The following is a 15,498-nucleotide window of genomic DNA, read 5'->3' on the forward strand; positions in this document are numbered from 1 at the left end:
GAGTACTGGTCGTACGAGTTCACGAAGTGGCTCACCGACCCCGAGTCTCCCGGGGTGGAGCCGGAGACTCGGACAGGCGCTCTACTTCGCGAACCGCTACTTCGCCGGGGTCGCGGCGGCGCGGCCCTCGAGGAAGCTCAGGAGCGTGCGAACGCCCACGCCGGTGCCGCCGCCGGGCGTGTAGCCGTGCCCGCTGCCCTCGTTGAACGCCGGGCCCGCGATGTCCAGGTGGGCCCACGGGTGGTCGCCCACGAACGTCTGCAGGAACAGGCCGGCGTTGAGCATGCCGCCCCAGCGCGGGCCGGAGTTGGCGACGTCGGCCACCTTGGACTTGATGTTCGACCTGAGCTCCTCCGGCAGCGGCATCGGCCAGAACAGCTCGCCCGAGGTGTCGGCGGCGGCCTTGACCTCGTCGCGGACCTCGTCGGTGCCCATGACGGCGGAGGTGCGGGTGCCGAGCGCGACCATCTGGGCGCCCGTGAGGGTGGCGATGTCGAGCACGACGTCGTGGCCGTCCTCGATCGCGGACACGAGGCCGTCGGCCATGACGACGCGGCCCTCGGCGTCGGTGTTCAGCACCTCGACGGTCTTGCCGCCGTAGATGGTGATGACGTCGGCGGGGCGCTGCGCGTTGCCGCCCGGCATGTTCTCGGCGAGGCAGAGGTAGCCGGTGACCGCGACCGGCAGGTTCAGCCTCGCGGCGGCGACCACCGTGGACAGGACCGCGGCGGCGCCGGCCATGTCCGACTTCATGGCCTCCATGCCCGCGGCCGGCTTGATCGAGATGCCGCCGGAGTCGAACGTGATGCCCTTGCCGACCAGCGCCACCTTCCCGTTCGGCTTGGCCGGCGTGTAGGCGACCTTGACGAGGCGCGGGCCGCGCGAGGAACCCTGGCCGACGGCGGTGAGCCCGCCGTAGCCGCCGGACGCGAGCTGCTTGTCGTCCAGGACGGTGACCTTGACGTGGCGGACGTCCTTGGCGGCGGCCTTCGCCGCGTCGGCGAACGTGGCCGGGTACAGCTCGTTGGGCGCCGCGTTGACCAGGTCGCGGGCGGCGTGGACCGCCGCGGCGACGATCTCGGCGCGCTCGGCGGCGACCTTGGCCTTCGCGTTCTTGTGCAGCGGCGTCAGGATCTCGATGCTCGCGACCGGGCTCTTGCCGTTCTTGGCCGCCTTCGCGCCGTCCTTGCCGGTGCTGTCCTTGCCGGCGTCCTTGCCGGAGGTGCGGTAGCGGTTGAAGGCGTAGGCGCCCAGCAGCGCGCCCTCGGTCACGGCGGTGATCTCGTCGTCGTCGGACGCGGGCAGCGCGATGGCCGCCGACGTGAGGCCGGCCAGCTCGCGGGTCGCAGCGCCCGCGGCGCGGCGCAGGGTCTCGGTGGAGAAGGTGCCGTCCTCGGCGCGCTCGCCCAGGCCCGTCAGGACCAGGACGTCGACCGCGAGCTTCGGGCCGGCCGGGATCTTGCGGACCTCGTCGCGCGCACCGGTCACGCCGAGCTGCGGCGCGAGCGACTCGAGCTCGGTCAGCAGATCCGTGGGGAGCTGGTCGGACACGACGGCTACGCCGTCCGACGTCTGGGCGGTCGCCACCACTAGCGCTTCGGCCTTCACGGCGGTGGGATTCTTGCTGGAGAGGGTCACGTCGGTCACGAGCCCGATCGTATCCCGCGCCTCTGACTCCCCGTCCGACTCCCTGCCCGCTGGGGCTTTCCGGGGTGTTCGTCCGGTTCGCGGCCGAGCCCCGCGCATGGATGGAGGCGCAGGTCACGCACGATCCGATTGCCGCCCCGTAGGTGCCGCCCGGTAGTCTGCGGGACGTGATCCTTGCCCTCCTGCTCCTCGTGGTCGCGCTGTGCGTGGTCCTGGCCGGGTGGGCCGGCTGGTTCGTGGCACGCGACCGCGCGGTCATCCTGAACCAGCTCTGGGGCGGTGCCGTGATCGAGGGCGTCGTCCTGATCCAGGGCGTCGTCGCGATCGTGCAGGGCGCCACCGGCGCCGGTGCGGACGACCCGCTGCTGTTCTGGGGCTACTACGCCACCACCCTGGTGATCCTCCCGGTCGCCGCGGCCTGGGCCTTTGCCGAGCGCACCAAGTGGAGCTCTGTGGTCCTGCTGGTGGCGTCCCTGACCGTCGCCTTCCTGGAGTGGCGCATGTGGCAGATCTGGATGGGGGCATGATGGCGCGAGCGGTGGCCGGACGGCGGACCGGGCAGGGCTTCGGCCGGGTCCTGGTGACCGTCTACGGGATCCTGGCGTTCGCGGCGCTCGGCCGCTCGTCCTACGAGCTGGTCGTGAAGTTCGGTGAGGCACCGGTGGCGTACTCGCTGTCGACCCTCGCCGCCGTCGTCTACGTCGTGGCGACGTTCGCCCTCGCGATCGGGACGCCTGCCTGGCGGACGGTCGCGTGGATCACAGTGGGTATCGAGGCCGTCGGCATCCTGACCGTCGGCGCGCTGTCGCTCGCCGACGAGCACGTGTTCGGCGAGTCGACCGTCTGGTCCGGGTTTGGCCAGGGCTACGGTTACGTGCCCCTTGTCCTGCCTTTCGTGGGGTTGTGGTGGCTGTGGCGGACGTCGCCCAGCGCATCCGAGGAGAGGACTGCATGAGCTGGCCGTACTCGTTGTTGTTCAACGCCGCCTTCCGTCGCATGGACCCGGAACAGGCGCACGAGCTCGCGTTCTCGCTGATCGAGCGCGTGGGCAGCACGCCGCTGCTGCGTGATCTCGTGCAGGGCGCCGTCGCCCCCTTCCTCGGCCAGCGCGCCGGCGGACCGGGCAGCGTGCGGATCTTCGGCCGTGTGGTGCCGGCACCCTTCGGCCTGGCCGGAGGTTTCGACAAGAACGCGAGAGCGGTCCGGGGCCTGACGATGCTCGGTTTCGGGTTCATCGAGATCGGCACGGTCACCGCACAGCCGCAGCCGGGCAACGAGAAGCCGCGCATGTGGCGCGAGCTCGACGTGCGCGGCGTGCGCAACCGGATGGGCTTCAACAACGAGGGCGCGGCGGCCGCGGCGGAGCGGCTGCGGGTGCTGCGGAGTACCGCGGCGGGCCGCGCGATCGTGGTCGGCGCCAACATCGGCAAGACCAAGGTGACGCCGCCGGAGGACGCAGCGGCGGACTATGCGACCTCCGCCCGGCTGCTGGCTCCCTGGGCGGACTACCTGGTCGTCAACGTCTCGTCGCCGAACACCCCCGGCCTGCGCGACCTGCAGGCGACGGAGTCGCTGCGGCCCATCCTGCAGGCGGTACGCGCCGCGGCCGACGAGGCCAACGCCACCGGCTCCGCCGGGGCCGGCAGGCGCATCCCGCTGCTGGTGAAGATCGCCCCGGACCTCGCGGACGACGACATCGACGCCGTCGCGGACCTCGTGCTCGAGCTGGGGCTCGACGGCGTGGTCGCCGTCAACACGACGATCGGCCACGACCGCGGCCCCGGCGGCCTGTCCGGCCCGCCGCTGCTGGGCCGGGGTATCGAGGTGGTCGCCCGGCTGCGCAAGCGGCTCGGCACGGGACCGGTCATCATCGGCGTCGGCGGCATCACCAGGGCTGACGACGTCCGCGCCTACCTGCGCGCCGGAGCCGACCTGACGCAGGGCTACACGTCATTCGTCTACGAGGGGCCGTTGTGGGCGTCGCGGATCAACCGCGCGCTGACCCGCTCGGCAGGCTCGACAGCAAGTGGGAGGCTGGAGTGATCCGTCCGCAGTGGGAGTGGGCCCTGGACGACGCCGAGGGGCGTCGCCTGGACGAACCCGTCACACCCGTGTTCACCGCGCAGTACGACGCCGAGCAGTGGCTCGGCGAGCACTGGCGTGCGCTGGCCGAGGCCGGCGCGGTGCAGGCGCGCCTGCTGCACGACGGCACCCAGGCAGCACCGGGCGTGGAGCTGCGGGTGCCGTGAGCCGTGCCCGTACAGGCCCGGATTCCTTCCAGGGGTCCTGAACGAGGGCAAGAACGGCATGATGGGCCGATGGAGCAGACCCCCGCGCAGCTCAACCCGGACCAGGCCAGGGCCCTTTTCCGCGCAGGCCTCCGCGTGCCCACGTCGGGCTGGGCCGCCGGGTGGACCCAGGCCAACCTGATCGCCCTGCCCCGGGCCGAGGCGTACGACTTCCTGCTGTTCGCCCAGCGCAACCCGAAGCCGTGCCCGGTGCTGGACGTGACCGAGCCGGGCGAGACGTCGGCGTCGATCTTTGCGGGTGACCTGCGCACCGACCTGCCTGCGTACCGGGTGTACCGCGACGGCGAGCTCGCCGAGGAGCTGGCCGACGTCACGCACCTGTGGCGGGACGACCTGGTCGCCTTCCTCGTGGGCTGCAGCTTCACCTTCGAGAGCGCACTGCTGGACGGCGGTGTGCCCGTGCGCCACATCGAGGCCGGGTCCAACGTGCCGATGTACCGCACCAACCGGGAGTGCCGCCCGGCGGGCGCCCTGTCGGGCCCGCTCGTGGTGTCGATGCGGCCGGTCCCGGCGAGCCAGGTGGCGGACGCGGTCCGGATCACCTCCCGGTACCCCGCAGTGCACGGCGCCCCCGTGCACGTGGGCGACCCGGCGGCGCTGGGCATCTCCGACCTGGCGGCCCCGGACTTCGGGGACGCGGTGGAGGTCCGTGACGGCGAGGTCCCCGTGTTCTGGGCGTGCGGGGTGACGCCGCAGGCCGCCGTGATGCGGTCGCGCCCGTCGTTCGCCATCGGTCACGCGCCCGGGCACATGGCGATCACCGACGTGCGGAACTCGAGCTACGTCGTGCCGTGAGTGGTGCCGTGAGTGTTGCGCTGACGGCCGGCCACGCGCTCCCAGGCCCGGACCAGGCGGGGCACGGCCTCGACCAGCTCGGCGGGTGACCGGGTGAAGGTGAGCCGTACGTGCGAGGCGGCGCCCGCGTTGTCCGGCGTGAACAGCGGACCGGCGGCGACGAGCGCGCCCTCGGCCGCCGCCGCTGCCGCGAAGGCCTGGGCGACGGGCAGGCCGAGGTCCACCCAGCAGAACAGCCCGCCGGGCGGCGTGGGGACGTCCCACGGGAACGACTCCCGGAGGCGGCCGACGAGCAGGTCACGACGCTCGCGCAGCATGCGACGCCTGCCGACCATCACCTCGGCACGGCGCCCGAGCAGCTCCGTCACGGCCAGCTGCTCCAGCACTGCCGTCGCGATGTCCGCGGACTGCCGCGCGCGGGCGAGCTGGGCGATCACCTGCGGGTGCGCCCGGACCCAGCCGACGCGTAGCCCGCCCCAGAACGCCTTCGAGGCGGACCCCACCGACACCACGTGCGGCGACGTGCCGTCCCCGGCGAACGGAGGTGGTGTATCGGAGTCCGACAGCCCGAGCTCGACGAGCGTCTCGTCGCCCACGACCGTGACGCCGTGCCGGTCGGCGATCTCCCGGACGGCCGCACGCTCGTCGGCGGAGAGCACGGAACCGGTGGGGTTCTGGTAGTCCGGCACGAGGTACACGAGCCGTGGCCGTGCACGACGCACCGTCGAGGCGAGCAGGTCGACGTCCAGCGGTCCGGCGGGCACACCTACCACCCGGCCTCCGGCGTCGCGCATGGCCTCCATGGCGTGGAAGTAGGTGGGGGACTCCACCACAGCACGGTCGCCGGGGCGCAGGTGGGTGTGCGCGAGCAGGGCGATCGCCTGCTGCGCGCCGGTGGTGATCAGGATCTCGTCGGCGGTGGTCGGCACACCGCGTTCCCGGTAGCGCGCGGCGACGGCCTCGCGCAGCGGCGCGAGGCCGTACGGCTCGTAGCCGCCCGAGTCCAGATAGGCGGGCAGCCCTTCCAGCGCTCGGGTGAAGGCCTCGTGCAGCTCGGGCGGGGCGGGCGGTGTCGCCTGCCACAGGTCCATGTGCCCGACGCCGGACACGCCGATCGCTCGCGTGGCACCCCGTAGGGTCTCGCCGGCCACCGGGGCGTCGCCGCCGGCCGGTCGGCCCGGAACCGGCCCGGTGGCGCGCTGCGGCAGTGTGGTGACCGTGCCCGACCCGACGCGGCTCGTCGCGAACCCGAGCTCGCGCAGCCGCGCGTATGCACCGGAGGTCGTGGTGCGCGAGACGCCGAGGACCGCCGCGAGCTCGCGCTCGCTCGGCAGGCGGGTGTGCGGGGCCAGCGTTCCGGACAGCACCGCCGCCCGCAGCGCGTCGGCGAGGGCCAGGTACGCGGCCCCGCCCGCATGCCACGTGCCGAGCAGCCGGGCGGTGGTGGCGGGGGAGAGCTGGCGCAGCACGGTGGGACTCGCGACGGACATGGGGCCACTCTTCTCCGATTGGCCATGGAACACAAGGCCAATGACGAGCACCATGGGTGCATGACCACGACCACCGGCCGCCCGGCCGACCACGGAGTCCTCCCCGCGACCGCACCCGAGGAACAGGGCCCGGCAGTCGTCCTGATGCACCCCGTGCGCCGGGTCGCCCAGCTGGTGCTGGGCCTCGTCGGCTTCGGCGTCGCCACGGCGATGATGCTGCACTCGGGCCAGGGAGCGATGCCGTGGGCGGTGCTGGACCAGGGCATCGTGGACCGCACGGGCCTCGCCTACGGGTGGGTGGTGCTCGGGATCGGGCTGCTCGTGATGCTCGCCTGGATCCCGCTGCGCCAGCGACCGGGCGTCGGGACGGTCGCCAACATCATCGTGATCAGCCTGGTGATCGACCCGGCCCTGTGGGTGCTGGAGCGGCTGGTGCCCGTCCCGGGGCTCCCGGCCGGGATCGGTCTGGCCCTGGGTGGGATCGTGCTGCTCGGGGTGAGCACCGCCGCCTACGTCGGGGCCCGCTTCGGCCCGGGCCCACGCGACGGGCTGATGACCGGGCTGGTGCAGCAGACCGGCTGGCCCGTCTGGCTGGTCAAGACCGGCATCGAGGTCAGCGTCGTGCTGTTCGGGGTGCTGCTGGGCGGGACGTTCGGCTGGGCGACGGTCGTCTTCGCCTTCGGCGTCGGCCCCGTGGTGCAGGTCTCCGCGCGGTGGCTCGCGCCGTCGGGTCTGACCGGGCGCCACTGACGAAGACCTCTGCTTTGGTGGCGCCCGGGCGGGCGGGCCCCCACCATTGCGGCATGACCAGCGACATGACCAGCAGCGACGTCGAAGCCCCGCGCGCGGGTATCCGTGCACTCCTGCCCGGGCTCGTGTCCCGGATCGCGTTCGGCCTCCTGCTCGTCGCGGTCGTGATCCGTGTGACGGACGACGTGACCGTGTGGGACGAAGCCGGGCTCACGGCGCCCCTCGTGGCGCACCTCCTGCTGCTACCGCTGCTGGCGCTGACGCTGTGGGCGGCAGCGCCGTCGTCCGGTGGGCTGCTGCGGCCGCGCCCCGTCGTCCTCACGCTCGTCGCGCTGGCGCTCGGCTACCTGGGCGACGTGTTCGTCACGACCGCGCTCCTCCCCGGGGCGTGGGAGGCGCTGATGAGCGGCATGGAGCTCGAGGGGCTGGTCTACGTGGCGATGGTGAGCGGCGCGGTCCTCGCGCTGGCTCTGGTCGTGCAGGTCGTCGCGTTCCGTGGATGGCTGGGTGCGGGACCTTTGCGCTCGGCCACCGACATCACCTGCTTGGTCGCAGGCGTGGCCGGGGTCGTGGTCCTGGTCGCCGGGGTCGCGCACGTGGACCTCGGCGACTACGTCGTCGGCGCGGTCGTGGCGGGCTCGGCCTGGGTGGCCGCGGTGTCCCTGCTGACGGTGGTGGCCTGGCGGGCCGACCGCCTCGCGGGCGTCGGCGGAATGCTCCACGTCGCGGCGGCGGCGCTGTTGCTGATCGGGACCATGACGGGTGGGGTCGGCGCCACCCTCAGCTTTCGGGCGGCGGCCGTGACCTACGTCGTCGGGCAGGCCCTGCTGGCCGTGGGCGTGCTGCGCGGGCTCAGGCGCGCGACGGCGGATGCCGACCTCCCGCTCTGACGGTACGGAGGCCGACCTCCGTCGCGGTCGGCCGATAAACCTGCGAGCCTCGCCGTACGTGGTGGGGGGGGTATGAGCATCGACACCGAAGATCAGACCGAGCGCGCCACCGTGCGCGTGGCTCGATCGCGTGACGACGACTTCGTCGCGTTCGTCGAGACAGCCGGGCCCTACCTCTACCGCACCGCGTACCTCCTGGCCGGCGACAGCCACCGCGCGGAGGACCTGGTGCAGACCGCGTTCGAGCGCACCTACCGCGTCTGGGACCGGGTGCGGGACCGCGAGCCCCGTGCGTACGCACGCCGCATCCTGGTGAACCAGCGCATCGACACGTGGCGGCACGTCCGGCGCGAGGTGATACCGGGCGACGACCACATCCCGGTCGGGGCCGCCCAGGACGGGTCCGGAGAGGTGGCGTTGCGGGACGCGCTCGTGCGGGCCCTCGCACGGCTCGCACCCCAGCAGCGTCGCGTCGTCGTGCTCCGGCACCTGCTGGATCTCTCGGAGGCGGACGTCGCCGCGGAGCTCGGCCGGAGCGTCGGCACGGTCAAGGCGACCAACGCCCGCGCGCTGGAACGTCTGCGCGGCATGGTCGCGGGGGCCGATCTGGAGATGGTCGACGCGCCGGTCGTGGACGCCGCCGCCGTGCTGCGCGGCAGCCGGGCGGCGCTGCGCCGCCGTCGGATGGCACAGGGCACGACGTCGGGCGTCGCCGCGCTGCTGCTGGTGTGGTTCCTGGCGGGGCCCGTGCGGGTACCAGGCCTGGGGGAGATCGCCCTGCCGGGCAGCGAGTGGTTCCGGGAGGTCACGGGCATCAAGCGGCTGCTCGAGAACCCGCTGCCGGGGCCGGGCCTGACCGCAGCCCCGACCGTTCCCGCCGCGGAGGTGGAGCCGCTGCCTGAGACGTTCGCCGTGCTGGGCGACGACACCGCTACGGCCACGCTCGCCGAGGACGGCTCGTACTTCATGGTGACGTCCTTCCCGGATTCCGGGACGCCCGAAGTGCCTGATGGCGCCGGCTCGTCCGTCGTCGAGTCCGTGGAGATCCAGGAGGACGGGATCCCGCACCGCGGTGACTACGCGGGGTCGGGAACGGTCGACGGCCTGAGCACTCCGATCTTCGACGTGGTGCGCCAGGGTGACCGGCTCGCCTGGGTCGAGACACCGGTGGTCGACGGCGGCGACCCGGAAGTCTGGGCGATCCGCGTGTACGGCGGAGCAGCCGGGTCGGCTCCGGTCACGGTGGCGGAGCACCTTGAGCCGGACCTCGCGGCGGACGGCGAGACCCTCCGCGACCCGTGGGTCGGGCTCACCGCCGGACGAGTCGTCTGGATGACCAACGGCACGGGGCCGGACGGCGAGTACCTGAGCAAGGTCTGGGCGAAGGATGCGGACGGCGAGAGCGCCGAGCAGGTCGTCGCGACGGCGGTGCGGACGTTTGCGGCCCACGACGACGAGGTGCTCACCACGGCTGCGACGCGCGGCCGAGACGGTGTGACGCGGTACGCCATCACTTCTTTCCGGGACGACGGGCGCACTGAGACAATTCGTCCCGCAACGGCCGCCGAACCGCAGGATGTCGACGGCTGGGGTACGGAGCTCGCGGCGTCCGACAGGCTCGTGGCCTGGAACGACGGTGCCGCCGTCCACGTGCTGGATCGTAGGACGGGATGGGAGCGGACCTACGAACCGGGAGCCGGCGGGGACGTCGTGACCACTATCGACGTGGCTGCGGACGACGTGGTGTGGAGCACGGTGGGCGACGACGGGAACACCGTGTACCTGGTCGACGATGCGCTCGGCGAGGGGCGGCCCCACCTACTGGACCACGGGTCCGGTACGGCGTCGGTGGCGATCGCCGGGGACCTCGTCGCCTGGCGGGTGGAGGACGTGGACGGCGGCACGGCGGCCCTGCGCCGCGCCAGGATCGAGTGATGAAAGAGGGGGTCGATTCGATTCGACGGTTGTCATAGGGTGACGACATGGTCAACTACCGGTACCTCGGCAACAGTGGTCTCAAGATCTCGGAGATCACCTACGGCAACTGGCTCACCCACGCCTCGCAGGTGGAGAACGACGTCGCCACGGCGTGCGTCCGCGCCGCCCTCGACGCGGGTATCACCACCTTCGACACCGCCGACGCGTACGCCAACACGGCCGCGGAGCAGGTCCTCGGCGACGCGCTGAAGGGCGAGCGACGCGAGTCGCTGGAGATCTTCACGAAGGTCTACTGGCCCACGGGCCCCAAGGGTCCCAACGACGTGGGCCTGTCGCGCAAGCACATCATGGAGTCGATCAACGGGTCCCTGACCCGCCTCGGCACCGACTACGTCGACCTGTACCAGGCGCACCGGTACGACGTCGAGACCCCGCTCGAGGAGACGATGCAGGCGTTCGCCGACATCGTGCGCCAGGGCAAGGCCCTCTACATCGGTGTCTCGGAGTGGTCCGCCGACCAGATCCGCGCCGGCGCCGCGCTGGCCAAGGAGCTCGGCTTCCAGCTCATCTCCTCGCAGCCGCAGTACTCCATGCTGTGGCGGGTCATCGAGGACGAGGTGGTGCCCGCCTCGAAGGAGGCCGGTGTCTCGCAGATCGTCTGGTCGCCGATGGCGCAGGGCGTGCTCTCGGGCAAGTACCTGCCGGGCCAGCCTGCCCCCGCCGGCTCGCGTGCGACCGACGAGAAGGGCGGCGCGCAGACGATCAGCCGGTTCATGACCGACGAGACGCTGACCGCCGTGCAGAACCTCAAGCCGGTGGCCGCCGAGCTTGACCTGTCGATGGCGCAGCTCGCCGTCGCGTGGGTGCTGCAGAACGACAACGTGGCCGCCGCGCTCGTGGGCGCGTCGCGTCCGGAGCAGGTCGCGGAGAACGTCAAGGCGTCGGGTGTGACGATCCCCGCCGAGCTGATGAAGCAGATCGACGACGCACTGGACGGCGTGATCGAGCGCGACCCGGCGAAGACCCTCGAGGGCATGCCGAAGAAGCGCCCGGCCTGACCCGCTCGGCTGGTCGCAAAAAATGACCATGCACCTGCTGCCAGAAACAGGCTCGTCCTGGCAGCAGGTGCATGGTCATCTCTGACCCCGCGCGGGGGCTACTCCGGGTAGCTGCCGCGCTTCTTGCTCATCGGCTTCGGCAGCCGCGAACGGCGCAGCTGGTACGCGCGCGTGATCGTGTACATCAGCAGACCGCGCTGCACCTCGCCGAACTTCGCGGTCAGGCGCTTCTTCAGCGACCGCCACAGGAGCCACGCGTCGATGATCGTCAGGAACAGGAACCCGTAGAGGCCGAGCATCACGATGATGCTGAGCTGCGGGTACTGCGAGGTGAAGAACGTCGCGAACAGGAAGATGAACGCGACCGGCAGGAAGAACTCGCCGAGGTTCCAGCGCGCGTCCACGAAGTCGCGCACGTACCGGCGCACGGGGCCCTTGTCCTTGGCCGGCATGTACTTCTCGTCGCCGGTCTGCATCGCCTGGTAGGCGCGCTCGCGGTCGATGCGCGACTTCTCGCGCTGCGCCTTGCGTGCCGCCTTGCGGTCGTTCGGGACGAGGGGGCGCTTGTTCGCGGCCTGCGCGACGTTGCGCTTGGGGGTCGGACGCCCCTTCTTGAGGGCGCTGTCCGACGTCGTCGCGGACGCGGGCGTCACGTCGTCGGGGGAGTCGCCCACGGGGGTCACGCCGTCGGGTGTCGGAGTCTTGCTGCGGGAGAACACCTCCCCAGCCTAATCGGTCGCGGCAGTGCCCCGCTGCGAGCCGTTAACGTGGGGCGGTGACCTCTGATACAACCGCGGCCCTCCGCGCCCGCGTCGCCGAGCTGTTCCCCGCCCTGCAGGCCGATCTCGAGGCGCTGGTGCGCATCCCGAGCGTCTCCGCCGCCGCGTTCGACCAGGCGCACGTCGCCGCGAGCGCCGCGGCCACCGAGCAGCTCCTGCGGGACGCCGGTCTGCCCGACGTCCAGATCCTGTCCGCGCCCCGGCCCGACGGCACGCCGGGCGCACCCGCCGTCGTCGCGCGCAGGCCGGCGCCCGAGGGCGCGCCGACCGTGCTCCTGTACGCGCACCACGACGTCCAGCCGCCGGGTGATCCCGCGACCTGGGACACCGCGCCGTTCGAGCCCACCCAGGTGGGCGAGCGGCTCTACGGCCGTGGTGCCGCCGACGACAAGGCGGGCATCATCGCTCATCTGGGCGCGCTGCGTGCGCTGGGCCTGCCCGACGGTGCGGACCTGCCGGTCGGCGTCACGGTCTTCCTCGAGGGTGAGGAGGAGTCGGGGTCGCCGTCGTTCCGTGCGTTCCTGGAGACGCACCGCGAGCTGCTGGCGGCCGACGTCATCGTCGTCGCCGACTCCACGAACTGGAGCGTCGGCGTCCCAGCCCTCACGACGTCGCTGCGCGGTCTCGTCGACGGCGTGATCGAGCTGAAGGTCCTCGAGCACGCCGTGCACTCGGGGCAGTTCGGTGGTGCGGTGCTGGACGCCGTCACCCTGATGTCCCGCCTGGTGGCGACGTTCCACGACGAGGCGGGCGACGTGGCGATCGACGGCCTGGTCGCCGCGTCCGAGCCGGAGGTCGACTACTCCGAGGCCGCGTTCCGCGCGGACTCGTCGCTGCTCGACGGCGTCTCGCTCGCCGGGACCGGCACCGTCTCCGGGCGGCTGTGGGCCAAGCCCGCGCTGTCCGTGATCGGGATGGACGTGACGTCGGTGGCTGAGGCGTCGAACACGATCGCGCCGAGCTGCACCGCGAAGATCTCGCTGCGTCTCGCCCCGGGGCAGGACCCGGTGGCGGCCGACGCGGCGCTCGCCGAGCACGTGGCGAAGCACGCGCCGTTCGACGCGCAGGTCACCTGGCGGTCCGGCGAGCAGGGCAAGCCGTTCCTCGCGGCCGGCGACACGGCGGCGATGCGCGCGGCGCGCGCCGCGTTCGCCGAGGCGTGGGGCACGCCGCCGGTCGACGTCGGCGTGGGCGGGTCGATCCCGTTCATCGCGGACCTGCTCGAGGTCTTCCCGGACGCCGCGATCCTCGTGACCGGTGTCGAGGACCCGGACTCGCGGGCGCACGGCGCGAACGAGTCGGTGCACCTCGGCGAGCTGCAGAAGGTGGTCCTGGCGGAGGCCCTGCTGCTGACGAAGGTCGGCGAGGGGCTCTAGCTCTGGCCCTTGCTCGTGGTCGAGGGCTCGCGCGGTGCGACATCCATCGCGCGGGCCCAGGCCGCGACGTCCTCGGGGAGCTCGGGGGAGGCGAGGTTCTCGCCCATGGCGTCCCGTACGACGTCGAGCGCCGAGATCCGGTTGCCCTTGCGGTCCAGGAACCGGCTGGCCACGATCCCACGGGCGTACAGCTTGTCCTCCCGCGTGAAGACCTGCTCCAGGTAGAACATGCGCTCGTCCCAGCCGATGATCCGCGTGGTGATCTCGAACCGCTCGAACGGCCGCAGGGACCGGCGGTACTTCATGGTCGACGCCGCGACCACCGGCGCCCAGCCCTTCTGGCGGGCGACCGGGAACATGCCGAGGTCGGCGATCTGGTTGTTCCGGGCCACGTCCATCATCTGCAGGTACGTGCCGTTGTTGACGTGGAGGTTCGAGTCGAGGTCGAGCAGCCCGACGCGCATCCGGGTGACCGACGGGTCGAGCAGGGTCTGCCCGGGGCGTGCCTTGCGCGGGAAGAGTCCGGTCCAGGTGAGCTGGAACATGCGAGCCATGCGACGAAGGTTATACCGAGAACCGGCAGTATCAGATACCCCTGGTGCCAGAAGCTTCGGTGCGTCCGCCGTGCGGTTGTCCGGTCAGTCGGCCTGGTACTGGATCTCGCGCCGCACCGCCGCGGCGACGTCCGCCGTCTCCAGCCGTTCCACCAGGTGCAGGGCCATGTCGATCCCCGCGGCGACGCCCGCTGAGGTGACCACGTCGCCGTCGTCCACGAACCGTGCCTCGGTGTCCACGAGGATGCTCCGATCGAGCTCGGCGAGCTCGTCGTAGTAGTCGGGGTGCGTGGTGGCCGGCCGTCCCGCCAGCAGGCCCGCGGCGGCGAACGAGAGGGCGCCCGTGCAGACGCTCGCCATGACCGGCGTCTGCTTGCGGATCTGCCGCAACCACTCGAGGTGCCCCGCCTGGGCGATCAGCGGTCGGGTACCGAGCCCGCCCGGGTAGATCAGGACGTGCAGCGGCCCGACGTCGTCCGCGCCGTGCGCCGGCAGGATCCGCAGGCCCTTCGCGAGCCGTACGCCGGAGCCGTCCCAGGAGAACGTGCTCACCGACGGCCGGAGCTCCTGCGAGTGGGAGCCCCACTCCGCGAACACCTCGAAGGGCCCGACGACGTCGAGCTCCTCCGCCCCGTCGAAGACGAAGATCCCGATGCGCAGCCCGCCGTTACCGGTCATGTGCTCGCTCCGTGTCAGATTCCGGGAAGGGCCAGCATCTGGTCGAGCGCCACGCGGGCCCAGTGGGCGTCGTCGGCGTCCACGACGATCCGGTTCACCATGCGTCCCTCCACGAGCGACTCCATCGCCCACACGAGGTGGGGCAGGTCTATGCGGTTCATGGTGGAGCAGAAGCACACCGTCGAGTCGAGGTAGTGCACGTTCTTGTCCGGATGGGCCTTGGCGACCCGCCGCACCAGGTTCAGCTCGGTGCCGATCGCCCAGGACGAGCCGGGCTCCGCGGCCTCGAGCTGCTTGATGATGTACTCGGTGGAGCCCACGTAGTCGGCGGCCGTGACGACCTCGTTCTTGCACTCCGGGTGCACCATCACGTTGACGCCGGGGACCGCCGCGCGGATGTCGGTGACGTTCTGCACCGAGAAGCGGCCGTGCACCGAGCAGTGGCCGCGCCACAGGATCATCCGGGCGTCCCGCAGCTGCTGGTCGGTCAGCCCGCCGTTCGGCTTGCGCGGGTCGAAGACCACGCACTCGTCCAGCGACATCCCGAGCGCGAGGACCGCGGTGTTGCGGCCCAGGTGCTGGTCGGGGAGGAATAGCACCTTCCCGGTGCCGTCGATCCCGCCCACCTGGTCGAACGCCCAGCGCAGCGCGACCTCGGCGTTGGACGAGGTGCACACGGTGCCGTCGTGGCGGCCGGTGAACGCCTTGATGGCGGCCGACGAGTTCATGTAGGTGACAGGGATCGTCGAGTCGGCGATGCCGACGTCCTGCAGTACCGCCCACGCCTCCTCGACCTGGCCGATCGCAGCCATGTCCGCCATGGAGCAGCCGGCCGCGAGGTCGGGCAGCACGACCTGCTGCTGGTCCGAGGTGAGGATGTCCGCGCTCTCCGCCATGAAGTGCACCCCGCAGAACAGGATGAACTCCGCCTCGGGGCGGGCGGCGGCCTCGCGCGCGAGCTTGAAGGAGTCGCCGGTGACGTCGGCGAAGTCGATCACCTCGTCGCGCTGGTAGTGGTGCCCGAGCACGAATGCCCGGCTGCCCAGGGCGGCGCGCGCCGCACGGGCCCGCTCGACGAGGTTCGGGTCGCTCGGTGCGGGCAGCTCGCCCACGCACTCGACGCCACGCTCGGAGGCCAGGTCACGGCCCTGGCCGAGCAGCAGCAGCGGGGACGGGGCAGGCTCGGAGAAACCGGGGTGTTCAGCCAGCAGGGTGCTCACGGTCACCATCATGA

At 72.0% G+C, this 15,498-nt stretch carries 16 protein-coding genes; 10 read left to right on the forward strand and 6 right to left on the reverse strand.

The annotated features are described in order from the left end of the window. Window positions 1-96 precede the first annotated feature (96 nt). A complete protein-coding gene (locus AB0I32_RS15285) occupies window positions 97-1,647 on the reverse strand; it encodes a leucyl aminopeptidase (RefSeq protein WP_357507369.1) in 1,551 nt (516 codons plus the stop codon). A gap of 167 nt (window positions 1,648-1,814) precedes the next feature. Between AB0I32_RS15285 and AB0I32_RS15290 the strand changes: the two genes are divergently transcribed. The 5 genes from AB0I32_RS15290 (at window position 1,815) to AB0I32_RS15310 (ending at window position 4,751) form a co-directional block, all read left to right on the forward strand. Then, window positions 1,815-2,174: a hypothetical protein gene (locus tag AB0I32_RS15290; protein ID WP_357507371.1), complete on the forward strand. Its 360-nt coding sequence runs from the start codon at window positions 1,815-1,817 to the stop codon at window positions 2,172-2,174. Further along, window positions 2,171-2,602: a hypothetical protein gene (locus AB0I32_RS15295; protein ID WP_357507373.1), complete on the forward strand. Its 432-nt coding sequence runs from the start codon at window positions 2,171-2,173 to the stop codon at window positions 2,600-2,602. The genes AB0I32_RS15290 and AB0I32_RS15295 overlap by 4 nt, the downstream gene beginning before the upstream one ends. Then, window positions 2,599-3,690, forward strand: coding sequence for a quinone-dependent dihydroorotate dehydrogenase (locus AB0I32_RS15300; RefSeq protein ID WP_357507375.1), 1,092 nt, complete (start codon window positions 2,599-2,601; stop codon window positions 3,688-3,690). Before AB0I32_RS15295 ends, AB0I32_RS15300 begins: the two co-directional genes overlap by 4 nt. Continuing rightward, the gene (locus tag AB0I32_RS15305; RefSeq protein WP_357507377.1) at window positions 3,687-3,896 is read left to right on the forward strand and encodes a hypothetical protein; all 210 of its coding nucleotides are present in this window, start codon (window positions 3,687-3,689) and stop codon (window positions 3,894-3,896) included. The genes AB0I32_RS15300 and AB0I32_RS15305 overlap by 4 nt, the downstream gene beginning before the upstream one ends. A 69-nt stretch (window positions 3,897-3,965) precedes the next feature. Next, on the forward strand, window positions 3,966-4,751 hold the full coding sequence (locus AB0I32_RS15310) for a putative hydro-lyase (protein ID WP_357507379.1): 786 nt from the start codon (window positions 3,966-3,968) through the stop codon (window positions 4,749-4,751). Here the strand turns inward: AB0I32_RS15310 and AB0I32_RS15315 are convergent. Next, window positions 4,736-6,241: a PLP-dependent aminotransferase family protein gene (locus tag AB0I32_RS15315; protein WP_357507381.1), complete on the reverse strand. Its 1,506-nt coding sequence runs from the start codon at window positions 6,239-6,241 to the stop codon at window positions 4,736-4,738. The genes AB0I32_RS15310 and AB0I32_RS15315 overlap by 16 nt on opposite strands. 60 nt (window positions 6,242-6,301) lie before the next feature. Here AB0I32_RS15315 and AB0I32_RS15320 point away from each other — a divergent pair, with 60 nt between their 5' ends. From AB0I32_RS15320 to AB0I32_RS15335, 4 genes are all read left to right on the forward strand, one after another. Continuing rightward, entirely contained in the window at window positions 6,302-6,991 is a 690-nt protein-coding gene (locus tag AB0I32_RS15320) for a hypothetical protein (protein ID WP_357507383.1), read from the forward strand. Window positions 6,992-7,044: 53 nt separating this feature from the next. Next, window positions 7,045-7,881 (forward strand): hypothetical protein, encoded by an 837-nt coding sequence (locus tag AB0I32_RS15325; RefSeq protein WP_357507385.1) that lies wholly within the window; start codon window positions 7,045-7,047, stop codon window positions 7,879-7,881. Window positions 7,882-7,953: 72 nt separating this feature from the next. Beyond that, window positions 7,954-9,816: a SigE family RNA polymerase sigma factor gene (locus AB0I32_RS15330; protein ID WP_357507387.1), complete on the forward strand. Its 1,863-nt coding sequence runs from the start codon at window positions 7,954-7,956 to the stop codon at window positions 9,814-9,816. Between the two features lie 47 nt (window positions 9,817-9,863). Then, window positions 9,864-10,877 carry an aldo/keto reductase family protein gene (locus tag AB0I32_RS15335; RefSeq protein WP_357507389.1) on the forward strand — a complete coding sequence of 338 codons (1,014 nt, stop codon included), beginning with the start codon at window positions 9,864-9,866 and terminating at the stop codon, window positions 10,875-10,877. 98 nt (window positions 10,878-10,975) lie between these two features. Here AB0I32_RS15335 and AB0I32_RS15340 read toward each other — a convergent pair whose 3' ends face one another. After that, the gene (locus AB0I32_RS15340) at window positions 10,976-11,596 is read right to left on the reverse strand and encodes a DUF3043 domain-containing protein (protein ID WP_357507391.1); all 621 of its coding nucleotides are present in this window, start codon (window positions 11,594-11,596) and stop codon (window positions 10,976-10,978) included. A gap of 56 nt (window positions 11,597-11,652) precedes the next feature. Between AB0I32_RS15340 and AB0I32_RS15345 the strand changes: the two genes are divergently transcribed. Further along, window positions 11,653-13,032: a dipeptidase gene (locus AB0I32_RS15345; RefSeq protein ID WP_357507392.1), complete on the forward strand. Its 1,380-nt coding sequence runs from the start codon at window positions 11,653-11,655 to the stop codon at window positions 13,030-13,032. On the opposite strand, the gene AB0I32_RS15350 is transcribed toward AB0I32_RS15345, so the two are convergent. From AB0I32_RS15350 to nadA, 3 genes are all read right to left on the reverse strand, one after another. Next, the gene (locus tag AB0I32_RS15350) at window positions 13,029-13,577 is read right to left on the reverse strand and encodes an acyl-CoA thioesterase (RefSeq protein ID WP_357507587.1); all 549 of its coding nucleotides are present in this window, start codon (window positions 13,575-13,577) and stop codon (window positions 13,029-13,031) included. The genes AB0I32_RS15345 and AB0I32_RS15350 overlap by 4 nt on opposite strands. A 93-nt stretch (window positions 13,578-13,670) precedes the next feature. Continuing rightward, window positions 13,671-14,264 carry a DJ-1/PfpI family protein gene (locus AB0I32_RS15355; protein WP_357507394.1) on the reverse strand — a complete coding sequence of 198 codons (594 nt, stop codon included), beginning with the start codon at window positions 14,262-14,264 and terminating at the stop codon, window positions 13,671-13,673. 14 nt (window positions 14,265-14,278) lie between these two features. Further along, window positions 14,279-15,493, reverse strand: a complete 1,215-nt coding sequence (gene nadA / locus AB0I32_RS15360; RefSeq protein WP_357507589.1) for a quinolinate synthase NadA — start codon at window positions 15,491-15,493, stop codon at window positions 14,279-14,281. Window positions 15,494-15,498 lie beyond the last annotated feature (5 nt).

The sequence above is a fragment of the Promicromonospora sp. NPDC050249 genome (genome assembly GCF_040656015.1).
Classification (GTDB): Bacteria; Actinomycetota; Actinomycetes; order Actinomycetales; family Cellulomonadaceae; genus Promicromonospora.